Here is a 16615-nt window from a genome sequence, read left to right as displayed (position 1 = left end):
CTCGCGTACAGGGGTTACTCCACCGTATGGACTTATTGCTTGTCAAGGGGTTCCCGGAGATTGGCGCACGGTTCGTGACCCGGGGGTGCCCTGTCTCGCGCGGGCCGGAGGGTCGAATCGCGCGTCGGAGGTCGAAACGCGCGTCGGAGGTCGGTTTTTCCGACCCCCGACGCGCGATCCGGCTTCCCATCGCAGGCGTTGTGGGCGAGTTCGCGCGTCAGATCGGGGTCGCGCCACCCCGGACGGTGATGCCGCCGGACGCGGGGACGTCCACGTGCAGGATGCTCGGGCGACCGACGTGGCGGCCCTGCCGGATCACGACGTGGTCCCCGGCGCCGGCCTTGCCGATCGCGCGGAGGTAGGCGCCCGTCGACGCCGCAGCGGATCCCGTCGCGGGGTCCTCGGTGATGCGGCCGACCGGGAAGAGGTTCCGCGCCTCGTACTCCCCCGGGCCCGTCGGGTGCAGCACGGTGACCGTGCCCGCCCAGCCGCGCTCGCGCTTCAGGGCGGCGAGCGCCGCCGGGTCGAAGCGGAACTGGTGGAAGCGCTCCGCGTCGTCGAGCACCACGACGGGGTGCCAGTTGCCGGCGTAGGACTCGAGCAGCGGGTACCCGTCGGCGACGTCGTCCGCGGTCAGGCCGAGCAGCTCGAGGAGCGCAGCGGGATCGAAGTCCCGGGTGGCCGGTTCGACGCTCGTCATCGCGACCTGGACCGCTCCGTGCTCGTCCCGCGTCGCGTCGAGTGCGATGTCGCCGGCGATGGTGGTGAAGGTCCGCGGGCCGGTACCGTGCCGTTCCGCGAGGGCGACCGCGAGCGCGACGGTCGCGTGGCCGCAGAACGGAACCTCGGCGCCCGGGGAGAAGTACCGGACGCGGAGGCCGTGTGCGGTCTCGCCCGTGACGAACGCGGTCTCGGGGTACCCGACCTCGGCAGCGATCGCGAGCATCTCCTCGGCGGACAACGCGCTGGCGTTGAGGACCAGTCCGGCGGGGTTGCCGCCCCCTGGTTCGGAAGCGAAGGCGGTGTAGCGGAGGACGTCAGGCTGCATGCTCCCAGCGTGTCATGCCCGGGGCGAGTCTCGCGCCCGGCGACAGTCCTCGCGGCCCACACCGCGAGGACCGTCGCTCACGCCGAGACTCGGCCCCGCACCCCCCGACGGCGACGCGCGGCCAGCACGCCGGCACCCGCGGCGAGGAGCAGCAGCGCTGCAGCGATGCCACCCGTCAGGTCGGTGCCCGTGAACGCCAGCGCACCCGTCACCGGATCGATCGTGATCGTCGTCCACCCGATCACCGACCCGTCAGCCGCCGTCACCACGATCCGGTGCGACCCCGCCGGAGCATCCGCCGGGATCGTCACCCGCACGCTCCCGTCAGCCGCGACCGTCACCGTGCCCAGCAACGTCGGCGTCGAGAACATCCACACGCTCACCCGCTGCCCCGCGTACTGCGCCCCCACACCGATCGTGATCGTCTCACCCGGACGCGCCGACGACGGCCCCGTGACCGTGCCACGGTTCGCATCCGTCAGGGACGACTCCGACGGAGCAACCGGCGCCGAACCAGCACCAGGAGCCGGCGTCTGACCGGCACCCGGAACCGTGCCAGGGTCCGTCGGGTCCGTGCCCGGGTCCGTGGGGTCCGTGCCGGGATCGGTCGGCGGTGTGCCACCGTCGTCGGTGCCCGGGTAGGTGCCCGTCCGCAGCGAGAAGCCGTCGGTGTCGTTGTCGTCCGCGTAGAACGTCCGGCGGACCCCGTCGGTGCTGCCGTCCGTGATCGCGAAGCCCTCGTTGGCGAGCGCGCGGTCGGCGTTCGCCGGCGCTTCGTACACGGTGTCGAGCGTGAAGACGCCGTCCTGGACGGTGTACAGCGCCGTCCGGCCGGCGCAGGCGTCGTCGCAGACCACCCAGAGCGCGTCGAGCGTCGGGTCGAACTGCACGTCGGCGACGACCGCGAACGGCGAGGCGATCGTGGCGACCCGCTGGAACGAGCCGTCGTCCATCAGGGCGTATGCATAGGTGCTCGCGGTGCCCTCGACGCCGACGAAGAAGAGCCCGGCACCGTGTCCGGGGTAGGTCGACGGGGAGTACGCCGCGCCGGTGTGCTCGTCGGTGAAGCCGTGTGCGGTGAGCCAGGCGTCGGGGATCCAGCTGACGCCCTCGAGGCCGGAGTTCGCACCGAGGCCGGGGAAGTCGGCCGCGAGGTTCCACTCGTCCGTGGCGTTCAGCGTCCGCTCGGAGCCGTCGGTCGTGGCGAAGCGCAGGACCGCAGGGCGACTCGTCGAGGACACGTCGTTGTTGCGCTCCGTCGAGACGTAGACGGCGCCGGGGTCGTCCGACGTCACCGTGACCCCCTCGGCGTCGGGCGTCCCGGAGCCGTCGGCGTAGTGCAGCGTGGTGCCCGCCGCGTTCGACGGTGCCCAGCCCCCCGCGCCGTCGGAGACCATGCGGTAGAGCAGGCCGTCGCCGTTCTGGACACCCCAGAGCACCCCGCCGTCCTTCGCGGTCGCAGCGGGCTGCCAGTCGAGGCCGCTCAGGTCGCCGGAGAAGGTGTCCTCGTCGTCGAGCACCGTCTCGTCCGGGCTCCCGGGCCAGGCCTTCGCCGTGATGACGCCGGCGAACTCGTTCGCGGCGCCCTTCGTCGGCGAAGCGGTCACGGCGAAGTCGCCCGTGCCGTCCGGGTTCCGGCCGTAGGTCGTGGCGGCGTGCGCGGTCCACGAGTACGAGTCGATGAGCTCACCGGTCGGGCTGAACAGCCGCGCGGAGTCGGCCTTGCCGAGCCCGAAGCCGAAGTCGGCCTCGTCGAGGACGGTGAACTCGCCGGCGGCGATGGTCGTGCCGGCCGGGATCGGGTAGCCGTGGGTGTCGTCGTCGTCCTTGAAGACGTACCCGCCGAGGTCGACCGAGGTCGTGCCCGTGTTCGTCAGCTCCACCCAGTCACCCGGGACGCCGTCCTGCGACTCGACCTCGTTGATGCGCACGGGCGAGGAGCAGTCGTTCGCAGCACCCTTGGTCGACTTCGTCGTGTCGACGAGGTCGCCGGTGCCGTCCGGGCAGCGGCCGTACGTGACCTTCGCGTGCTGCTGGTACGCGAAGTCGAGGACGAGCGCGCCGGTGGTGTCGAAGATCCGGACCTCGTCCGGGTTCCCGAGCCCGAAGTCGAAGCCGTCCGCTGTGGTCGACTTCCCGTTGAGCACGAAGTACCCGCCGGGAGCGACCACCGAGCCCGCGGGGAGCACGTAGGGGGTGTGCGCGTCGCTGTCGTCGAGCATCGAGTACCCGCTGATGTCGATCGCTGCGGACGAGGTGTTCTTCAGCTCCACCCAGTCGACGTCGTCGCCGTTGGACTCGACCTCGTTGATGACGAGGCCGTCGGGCGCGGCGGCGGTCGGAGCGACGCCCGACGTCGCCGCGGCGGCGGCCGGAGCGGCGGTGCTCGGCGTCGCGGCGACCGCCGGAGCGCTGGCGAGGACGCCGGCGACGAGCACGGCACAGGTCGCGGCTGCTGCGCCGAAGCGGAGGACAGGGGTGGGCATGCAGGATCCTTCGAGCGGGACGGCGGGGACCTGCACGACTGTTCAGCACCCGGGCGTCCGGCCGGTGTCGCGGCGGTGAACGACGAGTGTCGTCACGAGCGCCTCGGCAACCGACGTGCCGGGCGCCCGTGCGGCAGCGCCGGAAGGACCAGGCCCCCGTCAGCGCCGGATGAGCAGGGCGCTCGCCCGCGGCGACAACGCGGCGTCGAGCACCAGGCACGCGGCACCCACCGCGGCGACGTCCGCCCCACGGTCGCTCTCCACGACGGTGACCGGGTGCTTCGGGACGAGGAGCGGCGACTCCGTGATCGCCGCACGGGCAGCGGGCAGCGCAGCAGCCGAGATGCGGGACCAGAACGGCCCGCCGAACACGACGCGGTCGATGTCGAGCAGGTTCACGATGAGCACGGCAGCGCGTCCCATGACGGTGCCGGCGTCGGCGGCGAGCTCGAGCGCCGTCTGGTCGCCGTCGTCGATCGCCGCTGCCAGCGCGTCCCACGCGCGGTCGACCGCCTCGACGTCCGACGGTGCGACGACCCCGAGGTCGAGCCCCCGCGATGCGGCGATGCCGACGAGACGCTCTGGCGCGACGGCGGAACCCACCTCACCCCGGTCGGCAGCGCTGTCCGGCGTCCCGCTGAGGACCCCGAGCTCGACCATCAGGTGTCCGGCGTCACCCGCGTTCGCGCCGGTCCCGCGCACGGGTTCGTGGTCGATGACGAGCCCGACACCGAACCCGGTCCCGAAGTACACGAACGCGAAGTTCCTGGTCGACGACTCCCCCGCCAGGAACATCTCGCCGACCGCGGCCGCGGTGACGTCCTTCTCGAGGAGCACGGGGTGTCCGGTTGCCTCGGCGAGGGCGTCCCGCAGGGGCACGTCCCGCCACCGGGGCAGGAACGGCGGGTCGACGACGATCCCGGCGTCGATGTCGATCGGACCAGGACTGGCGATGCCGACACCGAGCACGGAGTCCCGATCCACCTCGGCGTCCGCGATGAGGCGGTCGACCGCCGAGGCCATCGTCCGCACCACCTGCTCGGGGTCGTCCGCGGTCGGGGTGGAGGTGGTGGTCGACCCGACGACGGTGCCGGCGAGGTCGAGCAGGACGTAGGTGACGACGGCCGGGTCGACGTGCACACCGACCGCGAACCGGCTGCCCGGTTCGAGCCGGAGGATGGTCCGGGGCTTGCCGCGCCCGGACACGATCGTGCCCGACTCGACGATCATCCCCGCGTCGATGAGGAAGCGCGTGACGTTCGACACCGTCTGCGCGCTGAGTCCGGTGCGACCGGCGAGCTCCACGCGGCTCAGCCCGTCGGGCGACCGTCGGACCGCGTCGAGCACGACGGTGCGGTTGAACCCGCCGATCGACGGCAGGTTCGCGCCGCGCCGGTGTTCCGCCATGTCTGGACCATATCGTGCCGACTCCGCCGTGCGACCCACCGTGTCGCCGGCCCGCTCCGCCTCACCCGGGACGGGCGACCCACTGGCCCCCGCACGGGTACCACCGTTAGCCTGACCGCATGACGGACCTCCGCCTCGAAGAACTCTCCGCAGCGACCGCCGCCGCGGCCAACTCCCTGACGCTCAAGCCGGGGCAGGAGCAGTTCGTGCAGCCCACGACCTACGGCGTCGCCGAGTCCGACGTCAAGCCGAGCGCGTCGTGGCCCCGTGTCGTGCTCGACGGCGACGAGGTCGTCGGACTGATCATCGGCAGCTTCGACGCCGACAACCCGCAGGAGGAACTGCAGGCGTGCATCTGGCGTGTCAACGTGTCCGCCACCGCACAGGGCAGGGGCATCGGGCGCTTCGCGGTGCACGGCCTCGCGGACGAGGCCCGCAGCCGCGGCTTCGAACGCCTCACCGTCGTGTACGAACCCGGCGAGGGCAGCCCGGAGGAGTTCTTCCGCGCGGTCGGCTTCGACGTCGTCCGCGAGACCCAGTACGGCGACCACTTCGCGGTGCTCTCGCTGTAGTGGAACCGGCAGCACCGCTGGAACCGGCAGCACCGCTGGAACCGGCAGCACCGGTCGACGACTTCGGCGCCGCCGTGGCCGAGGTGGTGCGCACGATCCCACCGGGTCGCGTGATGACCTACGGCGACGTCGCCGCAGCCCTCGGCTCGAAGGCGTCCCGCGCCGTCGGCAAGGTGATGGCGCACGAGGGCGCAGACCTGCCGTGGTGGCGCGTGGTGCGGTCCGGCGGGCTCCCGCCCGTCCACCACGAGGCGCGCGCGCTCGAGCAGTACCGGGTCGAGGGCACGCCGCTCACGTGGCGCGACACGACCTGGAGGCTCGACATGCGTCGGGCGCGCTGGTCACCCGACACCGTTGGTCGCGACGGATTCGACGGTCGCGACGAGCGTGACCCGAACTTCCCGCGCGACCCGTTCTGATCGGGCCCACGGGTCCTAGAGGTCGAAGCGGGTGCCCTTCGGGTTCGACGGCAGCAGGAACATCACGAAGAGGACGAGCGACCCGATGGCGGGGAGCACGTGCAGGAACTGCCAGAAGCCGGAGCGGTTCGCGTCGTGGAGCCGGCGGGCGCCCAGCGCGAGCGAACCGACGAGCGTCGCGAGAGCCCAGAGCACGAACAGGTACGAACCGACCGGGTTCTCGAGCATCGCGGTGTCCGGCGTGAAGATCTGCGGCACGAGCTGCAGCACGAGGCCGATCGCCAACGACGTGATCCACCACCACCAGAACTCCGCGCGCGACGCCCGCCCGGTGAACACGGTGTACTTCCGCCAGAAGCGCCGGACGGCCTCGGCGAAGGGCGCTCCGTAGAAGGGGTCGCGCAGGGCCACGCCGCCGGGCTGCGGACTGTCGTTGGTCATCCCCCAAGCCAACCACGTCCTCCAGCCCGGCAGCGCGCTACACCAGCGAGTCGCGCCAGGCCGCGTGCAGCTGGGCGAAGCGCCCGGTGCCCGCGATCAGGTCGTCCGGCGTGCCGTCCTCGACGATCTTGCCGTACTCCATCACGAGCACCCGGTGGGCGATCGCCACGGTCGACAACCGGTGCGCGATGATCACCGCGGTCCGGTCGGCGAGCAGCGTCTCCAGGCCCTCCTGCACGAGCCGCTCGGACGGGATGTCGAGCGACGCCGTGGCCTCGTCGAGGATGAGCACCTTCGGGTCAGCGATGAACGCCCGCGCGAACGAGAGCAGCTGCCGCTGGCCCGCCGAGACACGACCGCCGCGCTTGTTCACGTCGGTGTCGTACCCGTCTGGCAGCGCCATGATGAACTCGTGCGCGCCGACGGCCTTCGCCGCGGCCTCGATCTCGTGGCGCTCCGCCCCCGGCTTGCCGAGCGCGATGTTGTCCGCCACGGTCCCGGAGAACAGGTACGCCTCTTGCGTCACCATGACGATCGCTCGGCGCATGTCCCGCGAGTCGAGGTCGCGGAGGTCGACACCGTCGAGCTTCACGGACCCCTGCGTCGGGTCGTAGAAGCGCGCCATCAGCTTGGCGAGCGTCGACTTCCCCGCACCGGTGGACCCGACGAGCGCGATGGTCTGCCCTGCCGGGATGTGCAGGTCGAACTCCGGGAGCACGACCTTGCCCTTGTTGTAGGCGAACACGACGTCGTCGAAGTCCATCTTGCCGTGGGCGTCGGCGAGCTTCGTCGGCTTCACGGGCTCCGGCACGCTCGGCCGTTCCTCGAGGACGCCGGAGATCTTCTCCATCGCCGCCGATGCCGACTGGTACCCGTTGTAGAACATCGCGAGTTCCTGCGCCGGGTCGAAGAAGCGCTTGGCGTACAGCGCGACCGCGAGCAGCGCACCGACCTCGAGCGTCCCGCCGACGACCCGGAAGCCGCCCACGATGACCACGGCGGCGAGTGTCGCGTTGCCGATGAGCACGAGCACCGGGTCGAACGTCCCGAACAGGTTGAACACCTTCGTGTTCGCCACCCGGTAGTCCTCGACGTAGCCGCCGTACTCGTCCCGGTTGCGCGACTCCTTGCGGAACGCCTGCACCGCCCTGATGCCGGTCATCGTCTCGACGAAGTGCACGATCACCCGTGCCGAGGTGACACGGGTCGCCCGGAACAGCGTCTGCGAGTTCGTCTGGAACCAGCGGATCAGGAACCAGAGCGGGACGAGCGACACCGCGAGCACCAGCCCGGACGTCGGGTCGAGCGAGACGAGCGCCACCGCGGTGAAGCCCATGTAGAGCACGCCCTGGATGAGCTGGTTCAGCCCCGAATCGAGGAGCTCGCGGATGGAGTCCAGGTCGCTCGTCTGGCGGGAGATGATCCGGCCGGACGTGTACGTCTCGTGGAACTCGAGCGACAGCCGCTGCGTGTGCAGGAACACCCGCTTGCGGAGGTCGAACAGGATCGCCTGGCTGATGCGCGCCGCGAGCACGGTGTACCACGCGGTGAGCACCGCGCCGGCGATCGCCACCACGATGTAGGTCGCGACGACGCCGAACGCCGGCACCCAGTCGTTCTGGTCGAGCACCGCCGGCAGGGCGTTGTCGATCCCCCACGCGATGAGTGCCGGGCCGGCGACCTGTCCGCCCGTCGACACCACCACGACGATGCCGAGCAGGACGAGCCGGAGCTTCAGCGGAGCCGCGAGCGACCCGAGCAGGGCGAGGGAGCGGCGCCGCAGGCGCTTGCTCTCCGCCTTGGTGAAGTCCTCGCGCTCCTCGCCGCGCACGCCCAGGGTGGTGATGGATGCGGTGATCGGCGCGGCAGTCTGCGTGTCCGCAGCGTCGTCGCTGACCGGTGCCGTGCCTCCAGGCAGGTTCTGGTCGGTCTGCTGGCTCATGCCATCGCCTCCTCTCGGGTGTTCGCGTCGTCGTCGTCGAGCGACGAGATGACGTAGCGGTAGTGCTCGTTGGTGGCCATCAGCTCCGAGTGGGTGCCGACGGCGGTGATGACGCCGTTCTCCATGAGCGCCACGCGGTCAGCGAGCGTCACGGTGGACGGACGGTGCGCGACGATGAGCGACGTGGTCTCCGCGAGGACCCGGCGGAGCCCCGCCTCGACCCTGGCCTCGGTGTCGACGTCGAGCGCCGACAGCGGGTCGTCGAGGACGAGCACCGACGGTCGTGCGGCGATCGCGCGGGCCAGTGCCAGACGCTGTCGCTGCCCACCGGACAGCGAGAGCCCCTCTTCCCCGACGCGGGTGTCGACGCCGTCCGGCAGGTCGTCCACGAAGGACGCCTGCGCGATGTCGAGCGCCTCGCGCATCCGGGCCTCGGCTTCCTCGCCCTCGACGTCGGGGCGACCGAGCAGCACGTTCTGCCGCACCGTCGTCGAGAACAGGGTGGCGTCCTCGAACGCGACGCCGACGTGGCGACGGAGTTCCTCGCGGGTCAGGTCGCGGATGTCGACGCCGTCGATCGTCACCGACCCACCCGTCACGTCGTAGAGCCGCGGCACGAGCGACAGGAGCGTCGTCTTGCCGCACCCGGTCAACCCGACGAGCGCCATCGTCTCGCCGGGCTGCAGCTGCAGCTCGACGCCGTTGATCAGGTCCGCGTACTGCGGCGGCGAGTCCTGGTAGCGGAAGTGCACCGCGTTGAACGACAGCGCCCCGTGCGGCTCGACGATCGTCTTCGGGTGTTCCGGGTCCGTGATCGTGTTCTCGGAGTCCATGACCTCGAAGAAGCGGTCGACCGCCGTGCGGGTGTCGAACGTCATCGAGAGCAGGAAGCCGATCGACTCGATCGGGAACCGCAGCACCGTCGCCGTCGCGAAGAACGCGAACAGCTGCCCGACGCTGAGCTGCCCCTGGCTCGCCAGGTAGATGCCCGCGAGGAGGCACAGCGCGAACGCGACGTCCGGCACGAGCAGCAGCCACAGCCAGATGCTCGCGATGGCCTTCGCCTTCTTGATCTCCGTGCCGCGGAGCGCCTCGGCCTGCTCGCTGAACTCCTCGAGCTTGTAGCCGCCGCGACCGAAGGCCTTGAGCACGCGGATGCCGTGCACCGACTGCTCGACACTGGTCGCGAGGTCACCGACCTGGTCCTGGCTGCGGCGCGCGACGACGGAGTACCGGCGCTCGAACAACAGCCCGTTGATCCAGAGCGGGATCGAGGCGATGAGGAAGATCAGCCCGAGCAGCCACCCGAAGGTGAACAGCACGACGAAGCCGACGACGATCGTGACGATGTTCACCACGAGCAGCACGACGCCGAACGCCAGCCACCGACGGATCAGTGACAGGTCGGAGACCGACCGGGACAGCAGCTGCCCGGACTCCCAGCGGTCGTGGAACGCCACGGGCAGGTCCTGCAGCTTGGCGTACAGCGCGTTCCGCATGCTGGTCTCGATGCGGGTCGACGGGCGCATCACCATCCGGCGGCGCGAGGCGATGAAGAACGCCTCGAGCACGCCGAGGGCGAGCACGCCGAGGCCGGCCGGCCAGATCTGGGCGGAGTCCTTGGAGGACAGCGGCCCGTCGACGAGCCACTGCAGGACGTAGGGGATTGCGAGCGCCACCAGGGAGGCACCCATCGCCGCGGCCATGCCGGCGATGAGGCGGCCCTGGTAGGGCTTCACGTAGGGGTAGATCCGCGCGATGGCACGGAAGGTGGACGGGCGCGCCGTGGTGGGCGACTTGGACATGCGTTGCGTCCTCATGCGTCTGCCGAGACGGGCAGGTCGGTCCGTCGGTTGCTCGGATCCGGCCTGGAGGCTCGGTGTGCGTTGCGTGGTCATCATCAGCCGGGCGCGTGGTCGCGCGCCACCGCCGTCGCTTCCGTGACGTCGGTCGGGCCGGTAGGCGCCGAGGGACACTCGTCCCCCGGGTTCTCAGCGGGGTGGTTCGCGGTCGCCGAGCTGCTGTCGTGTGCAGGTGCGGCGCCGCGAGGCCGTGGGAACGGCCTGGCTAGGCGGCGGCCGCGGCCCGTCGGGGTCGCGGAGCGGGAGTGGTCCCCACGAGGGACACGAGACCTGCCCGGGCAGCCGTCGCCACTGTTCCGGTCGTCGTGTTCATCGTCACTCCAGTCGTCGTCTTCGTCACCGTTGTGTCCGCGGTGCCGCCGGCTCCTGGGAGTCGTCGGCGTGCCTGTCGCGGAGCCTTACAGACTATTCGCAGCGACTCTCAGCGCGCAATAGGCTTCGTGCGCTTTTGCCAAATCCGTGGACGAAACCCGCGGGCTCGCTGAGGCCTGACTGGTCACAACACCCCGCTCAGCTCTGCGGAGTGGTCAAGATCCGTCGCTCACACCCCGCGCGAACGACGATCCACGACCACTCGACGACACACACGCGGGGTGTCGTGACCAGTCGGCCTCAGTGGAAGAAGTGACGCTCGCCCGTGAAGTACATCGTCACGCCGGCTGCCTTCGCCGCGGCGATGACCTCCTCGTCGCGGACGCTGCCCCCGGGCTGCGCCACCGCACGGACGCCGGCGTCGAGCAGCACCTGGAGCCCGTCGGCGAACGGGAAGAAGGCATCGGACGCGGCGACCGACCCGGCAGCGCGGTCCCCGGCACGGTTCACGGCGAGGTGGCACGAGTCGACCCGGTTGACCTGCCCCATGCCGACACCGACGGACGCGCCGGCGTTCGCGAGCAGGATCGCGTTCGACTTCACCGCGCGCGAGGCCTTCCACGCGAACGCCAGGTCCGCCAGGGTGGCGTCGTCCGCGGGCTCGCCCGAGACGAGGTTCCAGGTGGACTGGTCGAACGTCGTGAAGCGGTCGGCGTCCTGCACGAGGAACCCGCCGGAGATCTGCTTGACCTCCCGCGGGGCGAGCGCGAAGTCCGCGGGCAGCGTGAGCAGGCGGATGTTCTTCTTGCGCGACAGGATCTCGAGCGCCTCGGGGTCGAACCCGGGTGCGACGACGACCTCGGTGAAGATGTCCTTGACCGTCTCGGCCATCGCGACGGTCACGGGACGGTTCGCCGCGATCACCCCGCCGAACGCCGACAGCGGGTCGCAGGCGTGCGCGGCGGCGTGGGCGGCGGCGATGGGGTCCGCCGCGTCGACGGGTGCGATCGCGATGCCGCAGGGGTTGGCGTGCTTGATGATCGCCACGGCCGGTGTGTCGAAGTCGAACGCCGCACGGATGGCCGCGTCGGCGTCGACGTAGTTGTTGTAGGACATCTCCTTGCCGTGCAGCTGCGTCGCCTGCGCGATGCCCGTGCCGCCGTCGGAGGTGTACAGCGCCGCCGCCTGGTGCGCGTTCTCGCCGTAGCGGAGGGTGGCGTGCAGCGAACCGCCGAGCGACAGCGTCTCGTCGAACGCTCCGGGGGTCTCGATGTCGTGACCGGCGGCTGCGACCACGTCGGACGCGAAGTACGACGCCACCGCGGTGTCGTACGCCGCCGTGTGCGCGAACGCCTGCGCCGCGAGGCGCTTCCGGAGCTCGAGCGACGTCCCGCCGGCACGGACGGCCTCGACGACCTCGGCGTAGGAGGACGGCGACACGACGATCGCCACGTTCGGGTGGTTCTTCGCCGACGCGCGGACCATCGCCGGGCCGCCGATGTCGACGTTCTCGACGACGGTCGCGGTGTCGGCACCCGACGCGACGGTCTCGACGAACGGGTACAGGTTCACGACGACGAGCTGGAACGGCTCGATGCCGAGCTCGCCGAGCTGCTGCTCGTGCGACTCCAGACGCAGGTCGGCGAGGAGCCCGGCGTGCACCGACGGGTGCAGGGTCTTCACGCGACCGTCGAGCGACTCGGGGAAGCCCGTCACGCTCGCGACGTCGGTCACGGCGTAGCCCGCGTCACGGATCGTCTGCGCGGTGGACCCCGTCGACACGATCTCGACACCGGAGTCGGCGAGGGCACCGGCGAGCTCGAGCAGGCCGGACTTGTCGCTCACCGAGATGAGTGCGCGACGCACGGGCACGACGTCCCGGTCGCGGTACAGGCTGGGGTCGGCTGCGTGCACGCTCATGCGCTCGTGGTGCCCTTCAGATCGGTGGTGCCGTTGGCGATGTCGAGGATGGTCTGGATGAGCAGGCGCCGCTCGACCGGTTTGATGCGGTCGTGCAGCGTCGACTCGGAGTCACCGGGGAGCACGGGGACGCGCTCCTGGGCGAGGATCGGGCCGCTGTCGACGCCGTCGTCGACCTTGATGACGCTCGCACCGGTCTGCCCGACCCCGGCCGCCAACGCGTCACGCACGCCGTGGGCACCGGGGAACTCCGGCAGGTACGCGGGGTGCGTGTTGATGATCGCGGGACCGAACTCGGACACGACGGCCGGCGGCAGCAGGCGCATCAGCCCGGAGAGGACGAGGAGATCTGGCGACCAGGGCCGGATCTGCTCGGCGAGCGCCTGACCCCACTCGGCACGGGTCTCGTACCGGGAGAACGGCACCGTGAAGGTCGGGATCGAGTACTCCTCGCCGAGACCGAGTCCCTCGGCGTCACGGTCGGCCCCGATGGCGACGACCCGCGCGGGGTACTCCGCGTCGCGGGTCGCTTCGAGCAGGGCCCGGAGGTTCGATCCGGCACCGGAGATCAGGACCACCAGTTCGAGCACGGGGACAAGCCTACCGGCGGTGGTGCGCTGCTACGCCCGGTCGTCCTTGGGTCGGCGCCACCACGGCAGCTCGTCGTCGGCGATCTGGTCGGTGGCGTCCCACCGCGGCTGCTGGGTGGGCGCCGGTGCTGCCGACTGCTCGTCGACGTCGTCGCGCCCTGCCACGAACTCCTCGGTGCTCCAGGGGAACGCCGGCTGCTCGTCGCGCGCGCCCGCGACCTCGGGCCGCTCGGGACGGTGCCGGTCCGGGCGGTCGTCCGGTGCACTGTCCGGCCGCTCGGCGTCCGCACCGGTCACCCGGTCGCGCAGGTCCCCGGCTCGGTCGCGGATCCCGCTGGCCCGCTCACGCAGGTCGTCGGCACGGCCACGGACGCCGTCGGCAGCGCCGCGCAGACGGTCACGGATGCTGCCGCCCCGGCGGAGCGGCTCGGACGACGCCGGCGCGGTCGTCGGCGACACGACGGCACCGGTGCGCGCCCACTCGGGGATCTCCACATCGGCGTCCGCGTCACGGTCCGGCGCCGACACCGGACGGGAGGCCCGTGGTGCGTCCACCTGGCCCCGCACGTCGTCCTCGATGGTCTCGGTCACGGCATCGTCCGGCTCCGGCGCTCCGGCTCGCGACGGCACGTCCGCGCGGCGCGCACCGTCGTGCGCTTCCTCGACCACGAACCGGTGCACGTCGGTCGTCCGCCCGGCACCCGCACGATCGAGCGCGTCGAGCAGCGAGCCCTCGGCCTGCACGGACGCAGCGTCCTGGTCGTCCTCGGTCTCGTGCCAGCGCTCCCGGGTCCAGGTGCGCTCGGGCATCCGCACGAGGTCCTGCCCGACGGCGAGGGCCACGATCGCGGGCACGCCGACCTCGAGCGCTGCGAGCGACCCGACGACCAGCGCGTGCGGTCCGACGTCGGCCAGACGCCCCGGTCCGAACGACCCGGACGACAACCAGGCGACGAGCCCGGTGAGCACCCCGGCGACGATGCCGGTCGCGAGCCCGCCGGCGGCGCGGTGCAGCGCGCTGTCCTCGGACCCGAGTGCACGGACCAGGCGCGGTCGCAGCAACCCGCCGACCGCGAACCCGGCGAGAACGGGGACGAGCACCCACAGCAGACCGAACGTGTGTCCGGACGACGGCAGCGCACCGAAGACGGGGATGCTCGGGATCGGCCCGAGGGTGGTGCCGATCGGCGAGACGCTCGAACCGGTGCCGATCGCGAACCCGGGGCCGACGAGCCACGAGGTCGCCCAGCCGACGAAGTCCGGCAGGAACGCCAGCTGCCCGATCGTCAGCGAGATCCCACCGACGACCCCGGCGTGCGAGCGCTCGTACAGGGTGATGACCTCGGCGAAGGAGCCGAAGAGCAGGAAGCCGACGACGACCGCGGCGGCGGCGACGACCATCGCGCTCGCAGCGGTACCGGCTCGCAGCCCGAAGCCCGCGACCGAACGCCACACCGCCGGCACGCGGTCGAGCTGCCCGATGACCCACGCGGTGACCGGATCGGCCGGCATGGAGCGACGGCGACGGCAGACCTCTGCCGCGACGAGCGCCGGGATCCCGAACCACAGCGCCGGGAACACCACGGCCTGCCACACGGTCGGCTGTGTCGCCGCGGACGTGGAGGACAGCGCGAGGCCGAGCCCGAGGGCGGCGACCACCCCGGTGCCGACGAGCACGCCAGTGACGCGGTGCTCCGTCTCGGCGAACCGTCGTCCGGCTCGCCCGCCGAGCCATGCCGTGACGAGTGCGAACCCGAGCGCGGCGAGCGTGACCGAGATCGGGTCGGCGGCACCGCTGACCCCGGAGGCCTTCGCGGTGGCGGCCCCGAGCACGAACGTCACGTCGACGCCGTGTCCGACCAGCCAGACGCTGCCCGCTGCCTTCCAGAACACGTCCCAGTCGACCTGCAGGCCGTACTCGAAGCCCCAGAGGAGCGTCAGCGGCACGAGCGCGATCCCGACGCCCACGCCGACCGTCACGATCGCCTCGACGGCGGCGAGCAGTGCGGTTCCCAGGCGGTTCATCGCAGCGAGGATACGTGCCGATCCGCCGACTCCGAGGGTGCCGCGCGGCTCCTGTGGAGAGTCAGCAGGACGTGGACCCCTGTGGAGCGTCAGCGCCGACCAGTGAGCGACCAGACTTGCGAGGTCACCACGGCGACGATCACCGCGAGACCGTACGCGACCCACCGGTCGACCCCGAACGCCCCGGACACGAACACCGTCGCGAACCCGGCGACGACGGCGATCACGACCGAGAGCGGCGTGGTGTTCGTCCGACCGGAGACGTCCGTCACGTACCCGGCGTGCGGTTCGTAGTCCGCCGGGTCGTAGATCGCCGGGTCCCTCGGCATCGTCGCCGCTTCCGGGTCGAGCGGGCGTTCCCCATCGTGTCGCGGTCGGGCGAGCACGGCGTAGACAACGAACCAGCCGCCGGTCGCCAGCAGTACGACGGCGAGGAACCAGAGCGGGACCCCGTCACCGGCGACGACGGAGCGCAGCGGCGAGACGACGGCACCGATCGCGATCACCACCAGGGTGCCACCGGCGACGATCCATCCTCGGGACGCTGGCGGTCTGATCGTGCGCGGCACAGCAGCGGACGGTTCGGGCATGCGGTGAGGCTACCGGTGGCGCCGGGCACTGGTGCCGGACCGGGAACGACGGGAGGCTCGGTGCGGAACCCGCACCGAGCCTCCCGGCAGTCCTGACGTGGACGCGACCCGCTAGCGGGCGGCGACCACCTCGCGCAGCAGCGCAGCCGTCTCGGACGGCGTCTTGCCGACCTTGACGCCGGCCGCCTCGAGTGCCTGCTTCTTCGCCTCGGCCGTGCCGGCGGATCCGGACACGATCGCGCCCGCGTGGCCCATCGTCTTGCCCTCGGGCGCGGTGAACCCGGCGACGTACCCGACGACCGGCTTCGTGACGTGGGCCTTGATGTAGTCCGCCGCACGCTCTTCGGCGTCGCCACCGATCTCGCCGATCATGACGATCGCCTCGGTCTCGGGGTCCGCCTCGAACGCGGCGAGCGCGTCGATGTGCGTGGTGCCGATGACCGGGTCGCCGCCGATGCCGATGGCGGTGGAGAAGCCGAGGTCACGGAGCTCGTACATCATCTGGTAGGTCAGGGTGCCCGACTTCGAGACGAGGCCGATCGGGCCCTTGCCGGTGATCGTCGCCGGGGTGATGCCGACGAGCGACTCCCCCGGGGTGATGATGCCGGGGCAGTTCGGACCGATGATGCGGGTCGTCCCGCCCTTCGCCTTGGCGTGCGCCCAGAACTCCGCCGAGTCCTGCACGGGGATGCCCTCGGTGATCACGACGACGAGCGGGATCTCCGCGTCGATCGCTTCGAGCACGGCGTCCTTCGCGAACGCCGGCGGGACGAAGACGATCGAGACGTCGGCACCCGTGGTGTCGATGGCCTCGCGCACCGAGCCGAACACCGGCAGGGTGACGTCGCCGTGGGTGACGGTCGTGCCGGCCTTGCGCGCGTTCACACCACCGACGACCTGGGTGCCGGCCTTCAGCATGAGGGCGGTGTGCTTCGTGCCCTCGCCACCGGTGATGCCCTGGACGATGACCTTGGAGTCCTTGTTGAGGAAGATCGACATGG

At 71.4% G+C, this 16615-nt stretch carries 13 protein-coding genes; 2 read left to right on the top strand and 11 right to left on the bottom strand.

Features of this window, described 5'->3' with window-relative positions; translation table 11 throughout:
* Positions 1 to 217: 217 nt before the first annotated feature.
* The 3 genes from ACEN9V_RS13815 to ACEN9V_RS13805 all read right to left on the bottom strand — a co-directional run bounded on the left by ACEN9V_RS13815 (position 218) and on the right by ACEN9V_RS13805 (position 4941).
* Positions 218 to 1048, bottom strand: a complete 831-nt coding sequence (locus ACEN9V_RS13815) for a PhzF family phenazine biosynthesis protein (RefSeq protein WP_413600771.1) — start codon at positions 1046 to 1048, stop codon at positions 218 to 220.
* Between the two features lie 77 nt (positions 1049 to 1125).
* Positions 1126 to 3534, bottom strand: coding sequence for a lamin tail domain-containing protein (locus tag ACEN9V_RS13810; RefSeq protein WP_413600770.1), 2409 nt, complete (start codon positions 3532 to 3534; stop codon positions 1126 to 1128).
* A gap of 159 nt (positions 3535 to 3693) precedes the next feature.
* Positions 3694 to 4941 (bottom strand): ROK family protein, encoded by a 1248-nt coding sequence (locus ACEN9V_RS13805; RefSeq protein WP_413600769.1) that lies wholly within the window; start codon positions 4939 to 4941, stop codon positions 3694 to 3696.
* A gap of 119 nt (positions 4942 to 5060) precedes the next feature.
* Between ACEN9V_RS13805 and ACEN9V_RS13800 the strand changes: the two genes are divergently transcribed.
* Both ACEN9V_RS13800 and ACEN9V_RS13795 read left to right on the top strand, forming a co-directional pair.
* Complete coding sequence (locus tag ACEN9V_RS13800) at positions 5061 to 5513, top strand: GNAT family N-acetyltransferase (protein ID WP_413600768.1); 453 nt, start codon at positions 5061 to 5063, stop codon at positions 5511 to 5513.
* The gene (locus ACEN9V_RS13795) at positions 5513 to 5932 is read left to right on the top strand and encodes an MGMT family protein (RefSeq protein WP_413600767.1); all 420 of its coding nucleotides are present in this window, start codon (positions 5513 to 5515) and stop codon (positions 5930 to 5932) included. Before ACEN9V_RS13800 ends, ACEN9V_RS13795 begins: the two co-directional genes overlap by 1 nt.
* 15 nt (positions 5933 to 5947) lie before the next feature.
* Here ACEN9V_RS13795 and ACEN9V_RS13790 read toward each other — a convergent pair whose 3' ends face one another.
* The 8 genes from ACEN9V_RS13790 to sucD all read right to left on the bottom strand — a co-directional run bounded on the left by ACEN9V_RS13790 (position 5948) and on the right by sucD (position 16613).
* On the bottom strand, positions 5948 to 6373 hold the full coding sequence (locus ACEN9V_RS13790) for a DUF805 domain-containing protein (RefSeq protein WP_413600766.1): 426 nt from the start codon (positions 6371 to 6373) through the stop codon (positions 5948 to 5950).
* 37 nt (positions 6374 to 6410) lie between these two features.
* Entirely contained in the window at positions 6411 to 8219 is a 1809-nt protein-coding gene (locus ACEN9V_RS13785; protein WP_413603065.1) for an ABC transporter ATP-binding protein, read from the bottom strand.
* A 92-nt stretch (positions 8220 to 8311) separates the two neighbouring features.
* Positions 8312 to 10120, bottom strand: coding sequence for an ABC transporter ATP-binding protein (locus tag ACEN9V_RS13780; RefSeq protein WP_413600765.1), 1809 nt, complete (start codon positions 10118 to 10120; stop codon positions 8312 to 8314).
* A gap of 669 nt (positions 10121 to 10789) precedes the next feature.
* Complete coding sequence (gene purH, locus ACEN9V_RS13775; protein WP_413600764.1) at positions 10790 to 12409, bottom strand: bifunctional phosphoribosylaminoimidazolecarboxamide formyltransferase/IMP cyclohydrolase; 1620 nt, start codon at positions 12407 to 12409, stop codon at positions 10790 to 10792.
* On the bottom strand, positions 12406 to 12999 hold the full coding sequence (gene purN / locus ACEN9V_RS13770; protein WP_281265936.1) for a phosphoribosylglycinamide formyltransferase: 594 nt from the start codon (positions 12997 to 12999) through the stop codon (positions 12406 to 12408). Before purN ends, purH begins: the two co-directional genes overlap by 4 nt.
* Before the next feature lie 30 nt (positions 13000 to 13029).
* Positions 13030 to 15024 carry a DUF6350 family protein gene (locus ACEN9V_RS13765; RefSeq protein ID WP_413600763.1) on the bottom strand — a complete coding sequence of 665 codons (1995 nt, stop codon included), beginning with the start codon at positions 15022 to 15024 and terminating at the stop codon, positions 13030 to 13032.
* 89 nt (positions 15025 to 15113) lie between these two features.
* Positions 15114 to 15614, bottom strand: coding sequence for a hypothetical protein (locus ACEN9V_RS13760; RefSeq protein WP_413600762.1), 501 nt, complete (start codon positions 15612 to 15614; stop codon positions 15114 to 15116).
* A 111-nt stretch (positions 15615 to 15725) separates the two neighbouring features.
* On the bottom strand, positions 15726 to 16613 hold the full coding sequence (sucD, locus tag ACEN9V_RS13755) for a succinate--CoA ligase subunit alpha (RefSeq protein ID WP_281265938.1): 888 nt from the start codon (positions 16611 to 16613) through the stop codon (positions 15726 to 15728).
* Positions 16614 to 16615 lie beyond the last annotated feature (2 nt).

Source organism: Curtobacterium sp. Curtsp57 (genome assembly GCF_047324335.1).
Classification (GTDB): Bacteria; Actinomycetota; Actinomycetes; order Actinomycetales; family Microbacteriaceae; genus Curtobacterium.
The sequence above is the reverse complement of the archived record's forward strand: the minus strand, read 5'-3'. Positions and strand labels throughout refer to the sequence as shown.